This is a genomic window from Comamonas humi (genome assembly GCF_054782535.1).
The window spans coordinates 204,692-224,425 of record NZ_BAAGSH010000007.1; the positions used below are offsets into that span (position 1 = coordinate 204,692).

The 19,734-nt window shown below is 67.0% G+C and carries 16 protein-coding genes; 6 read left to right on the top strand and 10 right to left on the bottom strand.

What is annotated here, in order from left to right:
- Positions 1-73 precede the first annotated feature (73 nt).
- The 4 genes from ubiE to ACYVKR_RS08155 all read right to left on the bottom strand — a co-directional run bounded on the left by ubiE (position 74) and on the right by ACYVKR_RS08155 (position 5,702).
- Complete coding sequence (gene ubiE, locus ACYVKR_RS08140) at positions 74-805, bottom strand: class I SAM-dependent methyltransferase (protein WP_460480305.1); 732 nt, start codon at positions 803-805, stop codon at positions 74-76.
- A 125-nt stretch (positions 806-930) separates the two neighbouring features.
- On the bottom strand, positions 931-1,344 hold the full coding sequence (locus ACYVKR_RS08145; protein ID WP_460480306.1) for a gamma-butyrobetaine hydroxylase family protein: 414 nt from the start codon (positions 1,342-1,344) through the stop codon (positions 931-933).
- A gap of 9 nt (positions 1,345-1,353) precedes the next feature.
- A complete protein-coding gene (locus tag ACYVKR_RS08150; RefSeq protein ID WP_460480307.1) occupies positions 1,354-1,797 on the bottom strand; it encodes an HIT family protein in 444 nt (147 codons plus the stop codon).
- Positions 1,794-5,702 (bottom strand): DUF3683 domain-containing protein, encoded by a 3,909-nt coding sequence (locus ACYVKR_RS08155; protein WP_460480308.1) that lies wholly within the window; start codon positions 5,700-5,702, stop codon positions 1,794-1,796. The genes ACYVKR_RS08150 and ACYVKR_RS08155 overlap by 4 nt, the downstream gene beginning before the upstream one ends.
- A gap of 462 nt (positions 5,703-6,164) precedes the next feature.
- On the opposite strand from ACYVKR_RS08155, the gene ugpB reads away from it, so the two are divergent.
- The 5 genes from ugpB to ugpQ all read left to right on the top strand — a co-directional run bounded on the left by ugpB (position 6,165) and on the right by ugpQ (position 11,201).
- Positions 6,165-7,472 (top strand): type 2 periplasmic-binding domain-containing protein, encoded by a 1,308-nt coding sequence (ugpB, locus tag ACYVKR_RS08160; protein WP_460480309.1) that lies wholly within the window; start codon positions 6,165-6,167, stop codon positions 7,470-7,472.
- Between the two features lie 168 nt (positions 7,473-7,640).
- Complete coding sequence (gene ugpA / locus ACYVKR_RS08165; RefSeq protein WP_460480310.1) at positions 7,641-8,522, top strand: ABC transporter permease; 882 nt, start codon at positions 7,641-7,643, stop codon at positions 8,520-8,522.
- Positions 8,523-8,524: 2 nt separating this feature from the next.
- Positions 8,525-9,373: an ABC transporter permease gene (gene ugpE, locus ACYVKR_RS08170; RefSeq protein WP_460480311.1), complete on the top strand. Its 849-nt coding sequence runs from the start codon at positions 8,525-8,527 to the stop codon at positions 9,371-9,373.
- 50 nt (positions 9,374-9,423) lie between these two features.
- Positions 9,424-10,431 (top strand): P-loop NTPase family protein, encoded by a 1,008-nt coding sequence (gene ugpC, locus ACYVKR_RS08175; RefSeq protein WP_460480312.1) that lies wholly within the window; start codon positions 9,424-9,426, stop codon positions 10,429-10,431.
- Complete coding sequence (gene ugpQ / locus ACYVKR_RS08180) at positions 10,428-11,201, top strand: glycerophosphoryl diester phosphodiesterase (protein ID WP_460480313.1); 774 nt, start codon at positions 10,428-10,430, stop codon at positions 11,199-11,201. The genes ugpC and ugpQ overlap by 4 nt, the downstream gene beginning before the upstream one ends.
- A gap of 146 nt (positions 11,202-11,347) precedes the next feature.
- On the opposite strand, the gene ACYVKR_RS08185 is transcribed toward ugpQ, so the two are convergent.
- From ACYVKR_RS08185 to ACYVKR_RS08200, 4 genes are all read right to left on the bottom strand, one after another.
- A complete protein-coding gene (locus ACYVKR_RS08185) occupies positions 11,348-12,322 on the bottom strand; it encodes a Bug family tripartite tricarboxylate transporter substrate binding protein (RefSeq protein ID WP_460480314.1) in 975 nt (324 codons plus the stop codon).
- Between the two features lie 130 nt (positions 12,323-12,452).
- Positions 12,453-13,568, bottom strand: a complete 1,116-nt coding sequence (locus ACYVKR_RS08190) for a 2Fe-2S iron-sulfur cluster-binding protein (RefSeq protein ID WP_460480315.1) — start codon at positions 13,566-13,568, stop codon at positions 12,453-12,455.
- Between the two features lie 60 nt (positions 13,569-13,628).
- On the bottom strand, positions 13,629-14,519 hold the full coding sequence (locus ACYVKR_RS08195) for an N-formylglutamate amidohydrolase (protein ID WP_460480316.1): 891 nt from the start codon (positions 14,517-14,519) through the stop codon (positions 13,629-13,631).
- Complete coding sequence (locus ACYVKR_RS08200; protein ID WP_460480317.1) at positions 14,519-15,505, bottom strand: tripartite tricarboxylate transporter substrate binding protein BugE; 987 nt, start codon at positions 15,503-15,505, stop codon at positions 14,519-14,521. The genes ACYVKR_RS08195 and ACYVKR_RS08200 overlap by 1 nt, the downstream gene beginning before the upstream one ends.
- 111 nt (positions 15,506-15,616) lie before the next feature.
- Here ACYVKR_RS08200 and ACYVKR_RS08205 point away from each other — a divergent pair, with 111 nt between their 5' ends.
- Positions 15,617-16,528, top strand: coding sequence for a LysR family transcriptional regulator (locus ACYVKR_RS08205; RefSeq protein ID WP_460480318.1), 912 nt, complete (start codon positions 15,617-15,619; stop codon positions 16,526-16,528).
- Positions 16,529-16,796: 268 nt separating this feature from the next.
- Here the strand turns inward: ACYVKR_RS08205 and ACYVKR_RS08210 are convergent, their stop codons facing one another.
- Positions 16,797-18,203 carry a hypothetical protein gene (locus ACYVKR_RS08210; protein ID WP_460480319.1) on the bottom strand — a complete coding sequence of 469 codons (1,407 nt, stop codon included), beginning with the start codon at positions 18,201-18,203 and terminating at the stop codon, positions 16,797-16,799.
- 120 nt (positions 18,204-18,323) lie between these two features.
- A complete protein-coding gene (paeA, locus tag ACYVKR_RS08215) occupies positions 18,324-19,646 on the bottom strand; it encodes a hemolysin family protein (RefSeq protein ID WP_460480320.1) in 1,323 nt (440 codons plus the stop codon).
- Positions 19,647-19,734 lie beyond the last annotated feature (88 nt).

Genomic DNA, 19,734 nt, shown 5'->3' on the forward strand with positions numbered 1-19,734 from the left:
CTGATGCCTTTTGTGTTGTATTTCAATACGCGCTGGGGAAAACGCGCATCTTTCGACCATCAGAAAGCCAGATTCAGCACTTGATGCCGACGTGCAGCGCGGTGATGCCCGCCGACATGTTGTGGTAGTCCACGTGGCCGAAGCCCGCCGCCTGCATCATGCGCTTGAGCTCGTCCTGCCCCGGGTGCATGCGGATGGACTCGGCCAGGTAGCGGTAGCTGTCGGCGTCACCGGCCACCAGCTTGCCGATGCGCGGCAGCACCTGGAAGGAGTACAGGTCGTAGGCCTTGGTCAGCGGCTTGGCCACCTTCGAGAACTCCAGCACCAGCAGCCGGCCGCGCGGTTTGAGCACACGGTTCATCTCGGCCAGCGCCTGGTCCTTGTGTGTCATGTTGCGCAGGCCGAAGGCCACGCTCACCACGTCGAAATGGTTGTCGGGGAACGGCAGTTCCTCGGCGTCGCAGACCAGCGTGGGCAGCACCAGACCCTTGTCGATCAGGCGGTCGCGCCCCACGCGCAGCATGGCTTCGTTGATGTCGGTGTGCACCACCTGGCCGGTCGGCCCCACCTTCTTGGCAAAGGCCATGGACAGGTCGCCGGTGCCGCCCGCGATGTCGAGCACCTTCTGGCCGGGCTGCAGGTTCGCCACCATCACCGTGTACTGCTTCCAGACGCGATGGAGCCCGGCCGACATCAGGTCGTTCATCACATCGTATTTGCTGGCAACGGAATCGAACACGCCGCGCACCTTGCGCGCCTTGTCCTGCTCGTCAACGGTCTCGAATCCAAAATGGGTGGTGGTCATGGTTCCAATGCTAACCAGCATTTGTCCCGCGAGCGGATACAACCCCGCCGTGCTACAGGGTATGGCTCAAGCCATATCGGCCGCTGGCGCGCTATCAGCGGGCGCAACCCGCTATCAAATCGATATCAGTGGTGCGAGCAGCCGTGCCCGCCCTTGGGCGCCATGGGCTGGTCGCGATCGAGCCCGGCCTGCTGCAGGCGCTGCAGGTGCTCGGCCCACAGCTCATCCTGGCGGCTGCCCAGCTCGTACAGGTACTGCCAGCTGTACAGGCCGCTTTCATGCCCATCCGTGAATACCGGCTTGATCGCATAGTTGCCCACGGGCTCGATTTGCACGATGCCCACGTCGCGCTTGCCGGTCTGCAGCACCTCCTGGCCCGGGCCGTGGCCCTGCACCTCGGCCGACGGCGAGTACACGCGCAGGAATTCGAACGGCAGGCGGAAGCGCGCGCCGTCGGCATAGGCCACTTCCAGTACGCGCGAGGTGCCGTGCACGGTGAGTTCGGTGGGGGTCGGGGTCTGCTGCGTCAAGCCAGCCATAGGTATCTTTCAGCTCTTGGGGGCCAGGGCGGCCAGGCGCTCGCGCATCCGTGCCTCGGCGGCCGGCAGCGCGGCTCGTACTTCGGCCTCGCGGGCGGCGTCGCGCTCGCGCTGGGCGGCGGCCCAGACCGGCGACGGGAAGTGGCTGTCCCAGTCGAAGCGGGCAATCACATGCCAGTGCAGGTGGGGCACCATGTTGCCCAGCGCGGCGAGGTTGATCTTGGTCGGCGCGAGCCGCTCGCGCAGCGCCTGCTCGACCACGGCCACGGCGTCCATGCAATGCGTGCGCCCGGCGGCCGACAGCTCGGAGAACTCAGCCGCATGCGCGTTCCACACCACGCGGTAGAAGGCCGGAAAGCCGCGCTCGCCCTCCTCGTCGGCACGGATCACGCGCAGTTGGTCGCCGCGCCAAATCAGCGTGCCGCCATCTGCATCACACAGGGGGCAGGTCATACCAGCACCCTTTCGATGCCGCCGTTGTTGGCGCGCTGCACGTACTCGGGCAGCCAGTTCTCGCCCAGCACCTCGCGCGCCATCTCGACGACGATGTAGTCGGCCTCGAGCAGGCCGTTCTGCAGGTCGTCCTGGTAGCGGCTCAGGCCCTGCAGGCAGCTCGGGCAGCTGGTGAGGATCTTGACGTTGTCCTTGGCGCTCACGGCGCCGCTGTCCTTCAGCGCCGCCTCGCCCTTGAGGATCTCCTCGGTCTTGCGGAAGCGGATCTGCGTGGAGATGTCGGGGCGCGTGACGCCCAGCGTGCCCGACTCGCCGCAGCAGCGCTCGCTCTTGAGCACGTTGTCGCCCACCAGCGCCTTGACGGTCTTCATCGGGTCCTGCAGCTTCATCGGCGTGTGGCAGGGGTCGTGGTACAGATACGCGCCCTTGCCCTGCAGCGTGATGCCCTTTTCAAGCAGGTACTCGTGGATGTCAATGATGCGGCAGCCGGGGAAGATCTTGTCGAACTGGTAGCCCTGCAGCTGGTCGTAGCAGGTGCCACAGCTCACCACCACGGTCTTGATGTCCAGGTAGTTCAGCGTGTTGGCCACGCGGTGGAACAGCACCCGGTTGTCGGTGATCATCTTCTCGGCCTTGTCGCTCTGGCCGCTGCCGCGCTGCGGGTAGCCGCAGCACAGGTAGCCCGGCGGCAGCACGGTCTGCACGCCGGCATGCCACAGCATGGCCTGCGTGGCCAGACCCACCTGGCTGAACAAACGCTCCGATCCGCAGCCGGGGAAGTAGAACACCGCCTCGGTCTCCGACGTCGTGGCCTTCGGGTCGCGGATGATCGGTACGTAGTCCTTGTTCTCGATGTCCAGCAGCGCGCGCGCCGTCTGCTTGGGCAGACCGCCCGGCAGCTTCTTGTTGATGAAGTGGATCACCTGCTCCTTGATGGGCGCGGTGCCCACCGTGGCCGGCGGGTGCGCAGCCTGGCGCCGGCCCAGGCCCTTGAACAGGTCGACCGCGGCGCGCTGGGCCTTGAAGCCCACGCCCACCATGGCCGAGCGCATGAACTTGATCGTGTCCGGGTTGGTGGCGTTGAGCATGGCCATGGCCAGCTTGTTGCCGGGGCGCAGGCTCTTCTTGCCCATCTGGCGCAGCAGGTTGCGCATGTTCATGGTCACGTCGCCGAAGTCGATCTTGACCGGGCACGGCGTGGCGCACTTGTGGCACACGGTGCAGTGGTCGGCCACGTCCTCGAACTCCTGCCAGTGCTTGATGGACACGCCGCGGCGCGTCTGCTCCTCGTACAGGAAGGCCTCGACCAGCAGCGAGGTGGCCAGGATCTTGTTGCGCGGGCTGTACAGCAGGTTGGCGCGCGGCACGTGCGTGGCGCACACCGGCTTGCACTTGCCGCAGCGCAGGCAGTTCTTCACGCTGTCGGCGATGGCGCCGATGTGGCTCTGCTGCATGATCAGCGACTCGTGCCCCATCAGGCCGAAGCTCGGCGTGTAGGCATTGGTCAGGTCGGCATACATCAGCGACTGGCGCGGACCTCCCTCGTGCGTCTGCGCCAGCAGCACCTTGCGCTCCTCGATGCGCAGCAGCTTGCCCTTGTTGAAGTGGCCGTGGGGATCGATGCGGGCCTTGTACTCGGCGAAGGGGCGCAGCTCCTCGTCCGACAGGAATTCGAGCTTGGTGATGCCGATGCCGTGCTCGCCCGAGATCACGCCGCCCAGGCTGCGCGCCAGGTCCATGATGCGCGCCACGGCCTTGTGCGCCGTGGTCAGCATCTCGTAGTCGTCGCTGTTGACGGGGATGTTGGTGTGCACGTTGCCGTCGCCCGCGTGCATGTGCAGCGCCACGAACACGCGGCCCTTGAGCACGCGCTGGTGGATGGCCACCACCTCGTCCATGATGGGCTGGTAGGCCGAGCCGGCGAAGATCGCGGCCAGCGGCGTGCGCAGCGCGGCCTTCCAGCTCGCGCGCAGCGTGTGGTCCTGCAGCTGGCGGAACTGCTCGCCCACATGGGCCAGCCAGCCCTGCCACTCGCGCCGCACCTCGGTGATCAGCACCAGGGCCTGTCCCACGCGGTCCTCCAGCAGCTCGGCGCTGGGGATCTCGCTGGCGTCGTCCTGCTTGCCCAGCGGCAGGTTGCCGTTGGCGAAGAAGGCGTGCAGCTCGTCGCAGAGCTTGATCTTGTTCTGCAGCGACAGCTCGATGTTGATGCGCTCGATGCCGTCGCTGTACTCGGCCATGCGCGGCAGCGGGATCACCACGTCCTCGTTGATCTTGAAGGCGTTGGTGTGCTTGGAGATGGCCGCGGTGCGCTTGCGGTCGAGCCAGAACTTCTTGCGCGCCTCGGGGCTGATGGCGATGAAGCCCTCGCCGCTGCGCGAGTTGGCGATGCGCACCACCTCGCTGGTCACGCGCGCCACGTCGTCGGGGTTGTCGCCCACGATGTCGCCGAACAGCACCATCTTCGGCAGGCCGCCATGCTTCTTGCTCTTGGTCGCGTAGCCCACGGCCTTGAGGTAGCGGTCGTCCAGGTGCTCCAGGCCGGCCAGCAGCACGCCCGAGCGCTTCTGCTCGGCGAACATGTAGTCCTTGATCTCGACGATGCTGGGCACGGCATCCTTGGCGTTGCCGAAGAACTCCAGGCACACGGTACGGGTGTGCGAGGGCATGCGGTGCACGATCCAGCGCGCGCTGGTGATCAGGCCATCCGTGCCTTCCTTCTGCACGCCCGGCAGGCCCGAGAGGAACTTGTCCGTCACGTCCTTGCCCAGGCCTTCCTTGCGGAACACGCTGCCGGGGATGTCGAGGCGCTCGGTGCGGATCGAGGTCTTGCCGTCGGCGCGGAAGTACTGCAACTCGAAGCTCGCCACTTCCACGTCGTGGATCTTGCCCAGGTTGTGGTCGAGGCGGGTGACCTCCAGCCACTCACCATCGGGCGTCACCATGCGCCAGCTGGCCAGGTTGTCCAGCGCCGTGCCCCAGAGCACGGCCTTCTTGCCGCCGGCGTTCATGGCGATGTTGCCGCCGATGCACGAGGCCTCGATGGAGGTGGGATCGACCGCGAACACGAAGCCCGCGCGCTCGGCCGCGTCGGCCACGCGCTGCGTCACCACGCCGGCCTGCGACCAGACGGTGGGCACCTCGCGCTCCACGCCGGGCAGGCGCACGGCCTCCACCTCGGTCATGCGCTCGAGCTTCTCGGTGTTGATGACGGCGCTGCGCCAGGTCAGCGGAATCGCGCCGCCGGTGTAGCCGGTGCCGCCTCCGCGCGGGATGATGGTCAGGCCCAGCTCGATGCAGGCCTTGACCAGCGAGGCGATCTCTTCCTCGGAGTCGGGCGTGAGCACCACAAAGGGGTATTCGACGCGCCAGTCGGTGGCGTCCGTCACGTGGCTCACGCGCGAGAGGCCGTCGAACTTGACATTGTCCTTGGCGGTGATGGACTTGAACGCCCGCGTCACCTTGCGGCGCAGGCTGGCGGCCTCCTGCAGCGTGGCGTCGAACTCGGCCACCGCCGTCTGGGCCGCGTCGATCAGTTGGCCCACCAGCGCGTCGCGCGCGGCATCCGCCTGTGGCGTGCGGCGCTTTTGCACCTCGCCGAGGCGGTGGTGCAGGGCCTCGACCAGCTGCTTGCGGCGGCCGGGGTTGTCCAGCAGGTCGTCCTGCAGGTAGGGGTTGCGCTGCACCACCCAGATATCGCCCAGCACCTCGTACAGCATGCGGGCGGAGCGGCCCGTCTTGCGCTCCTGGCGCAGCTGGTTCAGCAGGTCCCAGCTCGCGGAGCCCAGCAGGCGAATGACGATTTCCCGGTCGGAGAACGAGGTGTAGTTGTAGGGAATTTCACGGAGCCGGGCCGGCCCTTCCACTTGGGCCTGAAGGGTTGCCAGTGCAATCGGTGCATTCATGGGATCAGTCTTCTGCGAGGCGCGGCGCCTCGGGGATCGGTGGGGATGCAAATTCTAAGTGAGCGGGCCTTTGCACAGGCGCCGGCTCCGGTAAAGGCGCTGGGCGCGGGCGGACATAGCAGGTATGCGGAATTGCGGATTCGTTTTTTTTCTTATTTGATTCATTGAGATCGATTGCCGGGCCGCATCCTGCACACAATCTCTTCTACCCGACACCGAATGTGACAGTTTGTCGATCTTTTTGCGCCGATGCCGGCGCCGGCTCAGGGTTTTCATCTGCCGCCCCCGCCGCCGCACTACAATCGTAAGACCATGTATTTGCTGAGAGTTGCTGCACCAATGCAGGGAATGCCCTGCTTGCGGCCGCTACGGCAATATGCGACAAAGTCACGAAACTTTCATCGACGCCAGATACGATTCCTTTCTGTGCGTTTTTCACCCTTCCTTACCCTAGGAGTTTCCATGCAATTCAAGCGCTTGGCCATTGCGGCGGCAATCGCCGCCTCCACGAGCCTGTCCGCCCATGCCGCCACCGAGATCCAATGGTGGCACTCCATGAGCGCCGCCCTGGGCGATTGGGTGAACGATCTGGCCAACCAGTACAACGCCAGCCAGACCAACTACAAGATCGTGCCCACCTACAAGGGCCAGTACGACGAATCGATGACCGCCGCCATCGCCGCCTTCCGCGCCGGCAATGCGCCCGACATCCTGCAGGTGTTCGAAGTGGGCACCGCCACGATGATGGCCTCCAAGGGCGCCGTCGTCCCCGTCACCAAGGTCATGAACGACGGCGGTTTCAAGTTCAACCCCGACGAGTACATCTCCGCCGTGGCCGGCTACTACACCGCCCCCAACGGCCAGATGATGAGCTACCCGCTCAACAGCTCGACCACCATCTTCTACTACAACAAGGACGCCTTCAAGAAGGCAGGCCTCGACGAGAACAAGCCGCCCAAGACCTGGCCCGAGGTATTCGCCACCGCCGAGAAGATCAAGGCCAGCGGCCACCGCTGCGCGCTGACCACCAGCTGGATGAGCTGGACCCAGCTCGAGAGCTTCTCGCTGTGGCACAACACCCTGTTCGCCACCAAGAACAACGGCTTCGACGGCACCGACGCCAAGTTGGTGTTCAACTCGCCGCTGCACGTCAAGCACTTCGACAACCTGGCCAAGGCCGCCAAGGACGGCAGCTTCGTCTACAAGGGCCGCGGCAACGTGCCGGACGCCGCCTTTGCCTCGGGCGAGTGCGCGATGATCACCGGCTCGTCGGGCCTGTATGCCCGCGTGGTCAAGGAAGGCAAGTTCGCCTTCGGCCAGTCGGCCCTGCCCTACTATGCCGACGTGAAGGGCGCGCCGCAGAACACCGCCATCGGCGGCGCCTCGCTGTGGGTGATGGCCGGCAAGAGCGCCGACCACTACAAGGGCGTGGCCGACTTCTTCAACTTCCTGAACAACACCAAGGTGCAGGCGGCCAGCCACCAGCGCACCGGCTACCTGCCGGTGACTACCGCGGCCTACAAGCTGACCGAGGCCTCGGGCTTCTATGAGAAGAACCTCGGCACCGACACCGCGGTGACGCAGATGATCCGCAAGACCACCGACAAGTCGCGCGGCATCCGCCTGGGCAACTTCGTGCAGATCCGCACCATCGTCGACGAGGAAACCGAGCAGATCTGGACCGGCAAGAAGACGCCCCAGCAGGCACTGGACGCCGCCGTCAAGCGCGGCGACGAGCAGCTGGCCCGCTTCGCCAAGGCCAACAAGTAAGCACAAACTGGTATCCCGCTCTCTGGCCCGCAACCCGACAAGAGGGTTGCGGGCTGTTTCGTTCTCTTTTTGCCGCCGGGCCGCCCCCAGGCAAAAAGCGCCCCTCACGGAGGGGCAGCGAACCACACGAAGTGGGGAGCGTGGGGTGTCATTTTTCAAGAGTACGCCATGGAAAAACGCGTTCAATTCCCCTCCAGCTGGCTGCCCTGGGCGCTCATAGCGCCGCAGATGGCCATCGTGCTGGTCTTCTTCTTCTGGCCCGCGGGCCAGGCGATCATCCAATCCTTCCAGGCACAGGATACGTTCGGCTTCTCCACCGAGTGGGTGGGGCTGGCCAACTTCCAGCACCTGTGGGACGACCCCTCGTACCTGGCCTCGTTCAAGACCACGGCGCTGTTCTCGGTGCTGGTGGCCTTCTTCGGCATCGCGATCTCGCTGGTGCTGGCCATCTTCGCCGACCGCGTGCTGCGCGGCGCCATGGCCTACAAGACCGCGCTGCTGCTGCCGTATGCGGTGGCGCCGGCCGTCGCGGGTGTGCTGTGGGCCTTCATGTTCTCGCCGTCGCTGGGCGTGGTGGCCTACCTGCTGCGCCAGACGGGCTATGACTGGAACCACCTGCTCAACTCCACCAACGCGATGACGCTGATCGTGATCGCCGCCGTGTGGAAGCAGATCTCCTACAACTTCCTGTTCTTCCTGGCCGGCCTGCAATCCATCCCCAAGTCGCTGATCGAGGCCGCTGCCATCGACGGCGCCGGCCCCGTGCGCCGCTTCTGGGACATCCAGGTGCCGCTGCTGTCGCCCACCACCTTCTTCCTGCTGGTGATGAACGTGGTCTATGCCTTCTTCGATACCTTCGGCATCGTCGACGCGACCACCCAGGGCGGCCCGGGCCAGGACACCTCCATCCTGGTCTACAAGGTCTACCACGACGGCTTCAAGGCCATGGACATGAGCGGCTCGGCCGCGCAGTCGGTGGTGCTGATGCTGATCGTGATCGGCCTCACCGTGCTCCAGTTCCGCTACGTCGAGAAGAAGGTTCAATACTGATCATGGTCGAACGCAGTCCCCTCCTGACCTTTTTCTCGCACCTGATCATGGTGCTGGGCGTGGTGATCGTCGGTTTCCCGATCTACCTCGCCTTCGTCGCGTCCACGCATACGCCGCAGGACATCATCAACGTGCCCATGCCCATGGTGCCCGGCGGCAACTTCTGGGAGACCTACAAGGCCGCGCTGTTCGGCGGCTCGGGCCCCGGCTCCAGCGCCCCCGTGGCGCGCATGATGTGGATCAGCTTCGTGTCGGCGATGATCATCACCGTCGGCAAGATCGCGATCTCGCTGCTGTCGGCCTTTGCGCTGGTGTACTTCAAGTTCCCGTTCAAGAAGCTGTGCTTCTGGCTGATCTTCGTGACGCTGATGCTGCCCGTCGAGGTGCGCATCGGCCCCACGTACGAAGTGGTGTCCACGCTGGGCATGCTCAACAGCTACGCGGGCCTGACGGTGCCGCTGATCGCCTCGGCCACGGCCACCTTCCTGTTCCGCCAGTTCTTCCTGACGGTGCCCGACGAGCTGGTCGAGGCCGCGCGCATCGACGGCGCCGGCCCGATGCGCTTCTTCAAGGATGTGCTGGTGCCGCTGTCCAAGACCTCGATCGCCGCGCTGTTCGTGATCCAGTTCATCTACGGCTGGAACCAGTACCTGTGGCCGCTGCTCGTCACCACCACCGAGGACATGTACCCCGTGGTGATCGGCATCAAGCGCATGGTCGCCAGCGGCGACACCGGCAACGACTGGAACGTGGTGATGGCCACCGCCCTGCTCGCCATGCTGCCGCCCGCCGTGGTGGTGGTGCTGATGCAGCGCTGGTTCGTCAAGGGCCTGGTCGATACGGAAAAGTAATTTCCATAGCACCTCGCAAGCACCATATCTACAAGAAACAGGTTTTTCCTATGGCATCCATCTCCTTTCGCAACCTGATCAAGCGCTACGGCAAGGGCCCAGCCGCCAACCAGGTCATCCATGGCGTCAACGCCGACATCAAGGACGGCGAGTTCATCGTCATCGTCGGGCCCTCGGGCTGCGGCAAATCGACGCTGCTGCGCATGGTGGCCGGGCTGGAGGAAATCTCCGGCGGCGAGCTCTTGATCGGCGACGCCGTGGTCAACGACGTGGAACCGGCCAAGCGCGACATCGCCATGGTGTTCCAGAACTACGCGCTGTACCCGCACATGTCGAACTACGAGAACATGGCCTATGGCCTGAAGATCGCCAAGGTGCCGGCCGACGAGATCAAGCGCCGCGTGGACAAGGCCGCCAAGATCCTGGAGCTGTCGCACCTGCTCGAGCGCAAGCCGCGCGAGCTGTCGGGCGGCCAGCGCCAGCGCGTGGCCATGGGCCGCGCCATCGTGCGCCAGCCCAAGGTCTTCCTGTTCGACGAGCCGCTGTCCAACCTGGACGCCAAGCTGCGCGCGCAGACCCGCATCGAGATCCAGAAGCTGCACCACGACCTGGGCATCACCAGCCTGTTCGTGACCCACGACCAGGTCGAGGCCATGACGCTGGCCCAGCGCATGATCGTGATGAACGGCGGCTATGTCGAGCAGTTCGGCACGCCCGAGGAGGTCTACCACCAGCCCGCGTCCACCTTCGTGGCCAGCTTTATCGGCTCGCCGCCGATGAACCTGCTGAAGAACGCGCCCGGCGGCAAGGCCGGCCACATCCTGGGCATCCGCCCCGAGCACATCGATGTCACCGCCGGCGACGGCTGGGAAGTGCAGGTCCACACCGTCGAGCTGCTGGGCGCCGAGCGCCTGGTCTACGGCAGCGTGGGCGGCGACGCCATCACCGTGCGCATCGAGGAAGGCAAGCCCTACCCGCAGCCCGGCGAGACGCTGCGCGTGGCGCCGCGCCCCGACCGCCTGCACTGGTTCCACGCCGAGACGGGCAAGCGCGCATGAGCACGCCCGCCCCCTGGCCCTACCCCCGCTGGGTGGCCCACCGCGGCGCGGGCAAGCTCGCGCCCGAGAACACGCTGGCCGCCTTCCGCCTGGGCGCGCTGCACGGCTACCGCATGTTCGAATGCGACGCCAAGCTGTCCAAGGACGGCGTGCTCTTCCTGATGCACGACGCCACGCTGGAGCGCACCACCAACGGCCGCGGCACCGGCGGCGACCTGGCCATGGGCGCGCTGGCCCAGCTCGATGCCGGCAGCTGGCATTCGCGCGCCTATGCGGGCGAGCCGCTGCCCACGCTCGAAGCCCTGGCCCGCTGGTGCCTGGCCAACCGCCTGCAGCTCAACGTCGAGATCAAGCCCACGCCCGGCGAGGAAGCAGCCACCGGCCGCGCCTGCGGCACGCTGATGAACCGCATCTGGCCCCGGGACATCGTGCAGCCGCTGTTCACTTCGTTCAAGCCCGAGGCGCTGCAGGGCGCGCGCGACGCGGCGCCGCACATTCCGCGCGGCCTGCTGGTGGACAAGCTTGCCGATGGCACGGGTGATGCAGACCTGAAGATCGCCCGGGAACTGGGCTGCGTGGCCCTGGTGCTGAACCATGCGCTATGGGATGCCGCGCTGGTCGCCAAGGTGCATGGCGCGGGCCTGTACTGCAGCAGCTACACCGTCAACGACGAATGGGCCGCGCAGCGCCTGATCGATCTGGGCACGGACGGCATCATCACCGACCGCGTGGATCTGTTCAGCCCCGCGCAGGATGGCCCGGCGCTATGAAAACAGAAGCTGCTGGCGCTTGATTCACGGCATATTAAATACTAAACACCTTTGAAAGCAGCCTGTGATGAGCGCAAACAGCTCCTCATAAGATAGCAACAAAAAGCCCGGCACCGCCGGGCTTTCTTTTTGCTGGGCGCCGCGCCTCAATCCATCTTCGTGCCCGAAGCCTTCACGGCATCGGCCCAGCGCGGCAGCTCGCCGGCCAGGAACTTGGCGAAGTCCTGAGCGCCCAGGAAGGCCGGATCGGCGCCCTGCTCCACCATGCGGCTCTTCACTTCGGGCAGGTTCATCACCTGCTGGAAGGCGCCGCTGAGCTTGGCCACCACGTCCTGGGGCGTGCCGGCCGGCGCCAGGAAGCCGTAGAAGCCCACGACCTCGAAGCCCTTGAGCCCGCTCTCGATGGCGGTGGGCACCTCGGGCAGCGCGGGGTTGCGCTGCCTGCTGGTGACGGCCAGCGCGCGCACCTTGCCTTGCTTGTGGTAGGCCGCGGCCTGCGGAATGCTCTCGGCCATGAACTGCACCTGGCCGCCGATCAGGTCGGTGAAGGCCGGCGCGCTGCCCTTGTAGGGGATGTGGACCAGGTCCACGCCGGCGGCGCTCTTGAACATCTCGGGCACCAGGTGGCTGATGCCGCCGTTGCCGGCCGAGCCGAAGTTGACCTTGCCGGGGTTGGCCTTGGCGTAGGCGATGAATTCGGCCAGGTTCTGCGCCGGCACCTTGTTGTTGACCAGCAGCGCCAGCGGCTGCATGGCCGTGCGCGCCACGGGCGTGAAGTCCTTCAGCGTGCTGTAGGGCAGCTTGGGATACAGCGCGGGGTTGATGACCATCACGCCGGTGTTGGCCAGCATCAGCGTGTAGCCGTCGGCGGGCGACTTCATCACGTCCTGCGCGCCCACGGCGCCGCCGGCGCCGGGCTTGTAGTCCACGACGATGGGCTGGCCCAGCACGCCCTGCAGCTTGTCGGTGAGCAGGCGGGCATGCTGGTCCAGCGGGCCGCCGGCCGGAAAGCCGACAACGACGCGCAGCGGCTTGGAAGGGAACGGCTGCTGCGCCTGCGCGGCGAAGGCGCAGGACAGGACGGCGGCGGCGCCGATGCAGGCGCGCAGGATTTTGTGCATGAAGGTATCTCCTCTGGGTTGTTATCAAAAAGGAAGCTGGTAGCGCTTGCTCTGCCTTATTTTGCAATACAAAACTCGCTGAAATCCAGCAGGTGCGAGCGCAAGCAGCTCACTTTTTCGCAAGGCTGGTTCAGGCCGGCGCGCACTCCGGGCAGCTCACGGCGCCGGTGCGCCGGTGGTAGAGCACCTCGACGCCGCGGTCCACCTCGGCGCCGCAATGGTCGCACAGCGTGGCCTCGAGCAGCACCTCGCGGGCAAAGCCCTCGTTCATCACCTCCACGCCGCCTTCGAGCCGCGGCCAGACGCTGCTCTTGACGATGTCGGGGCGGTAGTGCTCCTCGAAGCGCGTCCAGCGGCGCAGCTGGGCCTCGCTCAGGCCGTGCTCGCGCAGGGTCTGCTCCATCAGCGACTGGCGCAGCTCGAACAGCTCGTGCGTGACGATCATCCAGTGGTGCGTGTTGCGCGGCGTGTCGACGAAATCGGTCTTCTCGCCAGTCATGCCCTGGCGCAGGAAGACGTACTGCTTGTCGATGGCGCGCTGCATCGTCGTGCCCTTGAAGAACGGCGCCAGCCGCGCATCGGCATAGACCTTGGGGTAGAAGGCCTCGAGCACGGCGCGCACCGTGGCGCCGTCGCCCAGCTCGCGCCACAGCTGCGGGTCGGTGCCGGGGGCCGGCAGCTCCTGCGCGGGCCGGCCGTCGAAGGGGCCGCGCACCTGGAACTCGGTGCCGAACTCGGCATCCGGCGCCAGCGCGGCCGGCAGCACCGCGCCATCGGGCAGGCGCAGCTCGCCCTGCAGCACCAGGTCGGTGTCGGGGTTGGAGGTGAGCACGATCTCGGGCTCCACGCCGCCGTCCGTCACCACGCGCAGCGTCTGGCCCTGGTGGTAGCGCAGCGTGGCCTGCGCTTCGAACAGCAGCTGCACCACGCCGCTATCGTGGCCGGTGGCCTCGCACAGCATGCAGGGCGTGACCAGGTCCTGCGGCTGCGGCGGGCGCAGGTGCATGTCGCTCTCGGCCTGGCACTGGCAGGGCAGCAGGTAGTGCATGCGCGCCAGGTGTTCGGGCAGGCCGCGCTGCGCCCGCGCCGGGATGCTGCCTTCGGTGCATTGCATCAAACAGGTGTGGCACGAGCCGCCCTTGCACGAGAAAGGCGCGGCGATGCCCACGCGCAGCAGCGCATCGAGCGCGCTTTCGCCCTCCAGCGGCGCCACGCGCTGGCCGCCGTAATGCAGGTGAATATCCATGTGGGTCTCCCTCTCTGTTGTTGGAGCCGACATGTTACTGTTTGCAAACGGCCGCGCGCCCTAGTTTTTCATCTGCCCGCGCACATGGTCGGCCACGACCTGCATCAGCTGCCGCAGGTGCTGGCGCAGCGGCTCGAAGCCGGCGTTGGGCTCGCGCGTGTCCTCGTCCATGTAGACGGGGCGGCGGATCTCGATCTGCAGGCTGTGGCGTCCGAGCTGCGGCTGGCCGATGCGTCCGATCAGCTCCACGCCCTTGTAGGGCTCGTTGTAGGCCACGCTGTAGCCAAAGCCCTGCAGGGTGTCGCCGATCAGGCGTATGAACTCCGGCGCGCAGGTCGTGCCGTCGCGGTCGCCGAGCACGAAGTCGGCCAGCGGCGGCGCATCGGTGCGGCCCAGGCGCTGGTAGACGTCGTTCGGCATGGAATGCAGGTTGACGTGCCAGACGCGGCCGAAGCGCTGCACGCTGGCGTCTATGGCCTGCGCCAGCGCCGCGTGGTAGGGGCGCCAGTAGCCGGCGATGCGGCGCTCGATCTCGGCCACCGTGCGCTTGCGCTCGTACAGCGGCGTGGCCACGCCCGCCTGGCTGATGCGCTGCCAGATCAGGCCCAGGCCCTGCTGGGTCTTGGCGCTGGGCGCCAGCGGCACGGGCCACTCGCCATTGATCTGCGCGGGGTCCAGGTCGGCCTCGCTGCGATTGGGGTCGATGTAGGTGCGCGGAAAGGTCGCCTCGACCAGCGTGGCGCCGAAGGCCGGCCACCGGTCCCACAGCGCGGCCACATGCGTGTCCTCGCCGCGGCGCAGCAGGCGCAGGGGCACGGCATGGCCGAAGTCCTCGGGATAGGCCGTGCCGCTGTGCGGCGAATCGCAGACCAGGGGCAGCGCGTCGGCCGTGGGCAGGTGCACCACGACCGGTTCGTCCGGCCGCGGGCGCAGGAAGTCGGCGCGCTCCATCAGTCGAGCTTGATGTTGGCGCGCTGGGCCACGGCGGTGTAGCGCTCGATGGCGGCCTTGATCTGCTTGGCGAACTGCTCGGGCGTGTTGCCCATGGATTCGCCCGAGATGGACTTCTGCTTTTCCAGGTAGTCGGGCATGGCCATGGCCTTGTGGGCCGCGGCGTTGAGCTTGTCGATGATGGCGCGCGGCGTGCCCGCGGGCGCCACCAGGCCGAACCAGCCGCCGTCGCCCATGGGCGCAAAGCCCAGCTCGGTGTAGGTGGGCACGTCGGGCAGCACCTCGGTGCGCTTCAAGGCCAGCACGGCCAGCGGGCGCAGCTTGCCTTCCTTGATGTGGGGCAGCGTGGACGGCAGGTTGTCGGTCATCGCATTCACCTGGCCGCCCAGCGCATCGGTGATGGCCTGGCCCGCGCCCTTGTAGGGGATGTGCAGCAGGTCGATGCCGGCGAGGTTCATGAAGTTCTCGATGTTGGCATGGCCCAGCGAGCCCGTGCCCGGCGACGCAAAGCTGTACTTGCCAGGGTGGGCCTTGGCCAGCGCGATGAACTCCTTCATGGTCTTGGCCGGCACGCTGGGGTTGACCACGAACACGCTGGGCACGCTCATCACGTTGGTGATGGGCGCGAAGTCCTTGACGGCGTCGTAGGGCAGCTTGCGGAAGATGGCCGGGTTGGAGCCGTGCGTGCTCACGGTGGCCATGCCGATGGTGTATCCGTCGGGCGCGGCCCGGGCGATCTCGGCCGCGCCGATCGATCCGCCGGCGCCGCCCTTGTTGTCCACCACCACCGACTTGCCGAGCACGCCGCTCATCTTCTCGGCCAGCAGGCGCGCGACCATGTCGGTCGAGCCGCCAGGCGCGAACGGCACCACCAGGCGGATCGGGCGCGCCGGGTAGTCGTCGGCCTGCGCCCAGGCGGCAGTGGAGAGCACGGGGCCGGCTGCGCAGGCAGCCAGGGCGGACAGGACGACGCGGCGCATCACCATGGGTGGGTTTCCTTTCATTGATCGATGGCGCGCATTCTGCGCAGCGCCGAGCCCGCTGAAAAGCGACAAGACGGCACGCAGGTATTACCAGCCGTCATAATTCGCGCCATCATGCGCATGCACTCCCCCTCGCTGTCCGAACTGCACGCCTTCGCGGCGGCGGCGCGGCTGGGCAGCTTCTCCCTGGCGGCGCAGGAGTTGTATGTGACGCAGGGCGGCATCAGCCGCTCCATCGCGCGGCTGGAAGAACACCTGGGCTTCGCGGTGTTTGAGCGCCAGGGCCGGCGCAATGTGCTGACGCCGGCCGGCCGCGACTACCTGCAGGCGGTGGAGCCGGCCATCCAGGCCATCGAGGCCGCCTCAGCCGCGGCGCGCCGGCGCCAGGCGGGGCCGCAACTGCGGCTGTCGGTGGCACCCACGCTGTTCAGCCACTGGCTGATCCCGCGCCTGCCCGACTTCCGCGCCCGCCACCCCGAGGTGCTGCTGTCGTTCGCGCCCTACCGCCGCGACGACCCGCTGACCGCGCCCGAGATCGACGGCTGGATCCGCGTGGGCAGCGAGCCCTGGCCCGCGCCGGTGGCGGCGGACTATGTGATCGGCCGCGACCTGGTGCCCATCTGCCACCCGTGCGAGCTGCTGGAGCCGCAGCCCATCCGCACGCCGCAGGACCTGCTGCAGCGCCCGCTGCTGTTCCACACCAACTACCCCGGCAACTGGGCGCGCTGGTTCGCCCACATGGGCGTGGATGCGGCGCTGCCGCCGCCGGCGGCCGATTTCGAGACCGTCGCCCTGCTGACGCAGGCCGTGGCCGCCGGGCTGGGCGTGGCCGTGGTGCAGCGCTGCCTGGTCGAACAGGACCTGGCCGGCGGCCGCGTGGCGCTGGCGCTGGATGCGCCGGTGCACATCGAGCGCGGCTACTTTTTGTGCCGTCCCGCGGCGCGCGCGCCGTCCGCCGCCCTGGAGCAGTTCCGCGCCTGGGTGCTGCAGCAGGCCGCGCCGCAGGCGGTGCCTTCCACAACCTAGGGCCTGTTCACCTAAAACTGGGAGATGCGTTGCCCCGCCGTGGGGATGGATGCGCGAAGCCCGGTATTCCCCATAGCCGTAGCTATGGGGCATACCGGGCGACAAAGCAGGCGCCCCACGGCGGGGCAACCCGAAGGGAAGGACGAATGCCGGGCGCATTGCGGCGTTGCGGCACCCAACCAATAGCTACGGCTATTGGCTGGGCACCGCGCCTAGCGCTGCATCCCGGCATCCGTCCTTCGCACTCCCAGTTTTAGGTGAACAGGCCCTAGGCGGCGGGCTCTCCGCGCCGCCGCCACAGCCAGCCCAGGCCTTGCAGCGCGGTCAGCACGACCAGCATGTCCAACCCCAGCTGGGCGCCCCACAGGTGCTTGCTCAGGTCGCGCACACCTTCGCCCAGCAGCGCGATGACGACCTGGGTGACCATGAACAGGCCCAGCACCAGCCCGGCCAGGGCCAGGCGACGCAGGCCGTCGCCGGCACGGCGGCTGGCGGCAAAGAACACCAGGCTGCCGAGCAGGAACAGCGGCGCCAGCGGGGTGACGAGCCTCTCGCGCAACTCCGTCATGCGCACCAGCAGGCTGGTCACCGGCTGCGTGCCGCCATCCAGCCGCTCTAGGTAGCGCCTGTCGGGATAGACATGGAAATAGTGCACCGTGAAGTGGTATGGCAGCGCGTACTGAAGCAGGTGGAAGAAGGTCTCCGGAAACCGCAGGTAGGGCCACACGACGTCGCGCTTGCTCAGCTTCAGGATCTTGGGGCGGCAGAGGCGATCGACGTGCCGCACCTGGGTGCCGCCCGGGCCCGAAAGCTCGTGGCCCCAGGCGTCCACGCCAATGCAGCTGCGCAAATCAGCCGGCACCCCAATCACGTCCAGCTGCGCGGGCGACAGCACCATGTACGAGCCGAGGTACACGCCATGGTAGGCATTGAGGGCCGCGTGCTTGCCCATCAGCAGCGGCACCAGACACAGCACCTGCACCAGCAGCAGGCGCCTGAGCAGCTGCTTGTCCGGCACCAGGCGTTGCCAGCGGCCCGCCCCCCACACGCAGGCCAGCACCAGCGCCGGCACATAGAAGTACTGCACCTTGGCCAGCCCGCAGACCAGGGTGCCGATCACCAGGCACGCCAGCCGCGCCCGCCGGCTACGGGCCAGCAGGCCGACCAGCACCAGCGGCAGCCCGAAAAGAAAGACGTATTCGGCATACAGCGACTGCGCCATGCCGATGTTGTGCGCCATGAAGAACACGCCCAGCCAGGCCAGCGCCAGGCCCATGCACCACCAGGCACCGCGGTTCAGCGCAGCCGCGCATTGCCGGGCCAGCACCAGCGCACAGGCCGCCAGCAGGCACTTGGCGAGGAGCGCGGTGCGCGAGATATCGAAGACGGCGCCCGGCAGGTAGCGCTGCACCCAACCGAGGAACGAGAAAAGGAAGGTCGCCAGTTCCGGGTTCTGCGGCGGGCCGAAGGGCCCGTCGGGCAGCGCCCAGCGGATTCCGTCGCCCAGGGGCGTCAGGAGCAGGTGGCCAGCCACGCGCTTGAAATCGTAGGTGTCGAAGAAGCGCAGCGACTGGGAACCGCCGATCAGCAGCACGCCCACCAGCACCACGATCGCCCAGCCCACGAGTACAGGAATACGGGCGCTCGGGGCGGCGCGCTGCGGCAATGCGTTCATGGCGTGGCGGGTGCAAGCCACACGCAGGCGGCATTTACCGAAGATGTATCAGAAAGCCACAATTATCGACAAACTGCCATCCGCCCGTGATGAAAAATGTGAATTATTTACCGCGGCATCTTAGCCCGCGTCGCTGCTGCCGGAAGCCGTCGGCGCAGTGTCGACCAGCGTCACCAGCACCTGGTCGATGCGGTAGCTGTCCACGTCCATCACCTCGAACTGGTACTGGCCCCAGCGCACCTTGTCGGTGCGGCGCGGAATGCGGCGCAGCATCACCATCAGGAAGCCGCCCAGGGTCTCGTACTCGCCGGGGTGCGGCAGCGGCTCCAGGTCCAGCGTGCGCTCCACGTCCTCGATGGGCGTGATGCCGTCGATCAGCCACGAAGTCTCGTCGCGCTGCACGATCAGTTCCTCGCTCACCGGACCGACGAGGTCGCCCATCACCGTGCTCATCACGTCGTTCAGCGTGACCACGCCCACCACCAGGCTGTATTCGTTGACGATGATGGCGAAGTCCTCGTGCGCCTGGCGGAACTGCAGCAGCACCTCGGCCAGCGTCAGCCGGTCGGGCACCACCAGCGCCTTGTGCACCAGCGCATCGTCGGCCAGCGAGATGGGCAGGTTGTTCAGCACGCGCTGGAACAGGTCCTTGGCGTCCACGTAGCCGACCACGTGGTCGATGTCGCCCACGCAGACCGGGTAGGTCGAGAACGGCTCCTCGGCGATGCGGGCGCGGATGATGTCGTCGCTGTCGTCGCGGTAGAAGAAGGCGATGCGGTCGCGCTGCGTCATGGCCGAGCCGACGGTGCGCGTATCGAGCTCGAACAGGTTCTCGATCACCTGCTGCTCCTGCTCGGCCAGCACCCCGGCGCGCGTGCCGGCCTCGGCCATGGCCAGGATGTCGTCGGAGGTGATGCGGTCGTCGCGCACCGTGGGCAGGCCCAGCACCGTGGCCACGCCGTTGGCCAGCTTGCCGAACAGCCACACCAGCGGCTTGAACAACGCCGTCAGCCATGCCATCGGATGGCTGACCAGCACGGCCAGCCGCTCAGGCTCGGCCATCGCCAGGCGCTTGGGGCTCAGGTCGGCCAGCAGGATGAACAGCGAGGTCACCAGCGTGAACGAGGCCAGAAAGCCCACGGTGGCCGCGCGCTCGGGCGACAGCCACAGTTCCAGCCACGACGAGAAGAACGGCGTGAGCGCGCCCTCGCCCACCACACCGCCCAGGATGGCGACGGCATTCACGCCGATCTGCGCCACGGTGAAGTACTCGCCCGGCTGGTCCTGCGTGCGCATCACCTGCTCGGCGCGGGCATCGCCCTCCTCCATCATCTGGCGCAGCCGCAGCTTGCGCGACGCCGCCAGCGAAATCTCCGCGATCGAAAAGAACGCGCTGGCGGCGATCAGCGCCACGATGACCAGAAGGCTTTGGAGCACGCTCATGGATGGTTCAGGAAAACAAGAGGTATTCCAGTGTATCTGCCGCCCGGCCACGAAAAAGCCGCCCGGAGGCGGCTCGTTGCGGCGGCGG

Coding starts and splice junctions, on each gene's coding strand:
- ubiE (WP_460480305.1), bottom strand. CDS start 805: ATGACCACCACCCATTTTGGATTCGAGACCGTTGACGAGCAGGACAAG.
- ACYVKR_RS08145 (WP_460480306.1), bottom strand. CDS start 1,344: ATGGCTGGCTTGACGCAGCAGACCCCGACCCCCACCGAACTCACCGTG.
- ACYVKR_RS08150 (WP_460480307.1), bottom strand. CDS start 1,797: ATGACCTGCCCCCTGTGTGATGCAGATGGCGGCACGCTGATTTGGCGC.
- ACYVKR_RS08155 (WP_460480308.1), bottom strand. CDS start 5,702: ATGAATGCACCGATTGCACTGGCAACCCTTCAGGCCCAAGTGGAAGGG.
- ugpB (WP_460480309.1), top strand. CDS start 6,165: ATGCAATTCAAGCGCTTGGCCATTGCGGCGGCAATCGCCGCCTCCACG.
- ugpA (WP_460480310.1), top strand. CDS start 7,641: ATGGAAAAACGCGTTCAATTCCCCTCCAGCTGGCTGCCCTGGGCGCTC.
- ugpE (WP_460480311.1), top strand. CDS start 8,525: ATGGTCGAACGCAGTCCCCTCCTGACCTTTTTCTCGCACCTGATCATG.
- ugpC (WP_460480312.1), top strand. CDS start 9,424: ATGGCATCCATCTCCTTTCGCAACCTGATCAAGCGCTACGGCAAGGGC.
- ugpQ (WP_460480313.1), top strand. CDS start 10,428: ATGAGCACGCCCGCCCCCTGGCCCTACCCCCGCTGGGTGGCCCACCGC.
- ACYVKR_RS08185 (WP_460480314.1), bottom strand. CDS start 12,322: ATGCACAAAATCCTGCGCGCCTGCATCGGCGCCGCCGCCGTCCTGTCC.
- ACYVKR_RS08190 (WP_460480315.1), bottom strand. CDS start 13,568: ATGGATATTCACCTGCATTACGGCGGCCAGCGCGTGGCGCCGCTGGAG.
- ACYVKR_RS08195 (WP_460480316.1), bottom strand. CDS start 14,519: ATGGAGCGCGCCGACTTCCTGCGCCCGCGGCCGGACGAACCGGTCGTG.
- ACYVKR_RS08200 (WP_460480317.1), bottom strand. CDS start 15,505: ATGGTGATGCGCCGCGTCGTCCTGTCCGCCCTGGCTGCCTGCGCAGCC.
- ACYVKR_RS08205 (WP_460480318.1), top strand. CDS start 15,617: ATGCGCATGCACTCCCCCTCGCTGTCCGAACTGCACGCCTTCGCGGCG.
- ACYVKR_RS08210 (WP_460480319.1), bottom strand. CDS start 18,203: ATGAACGCATTGCCGCAGCGCGCCGCCCCGAGCGCCCGTATTCCTGTA.
- paeA (WP_460480320.1), bottom strand. CDS start 19,646: ATGAGCGTGCTCCAAAGCCTTCTGGTCATCGTGGCGCTGATCGCCGCC.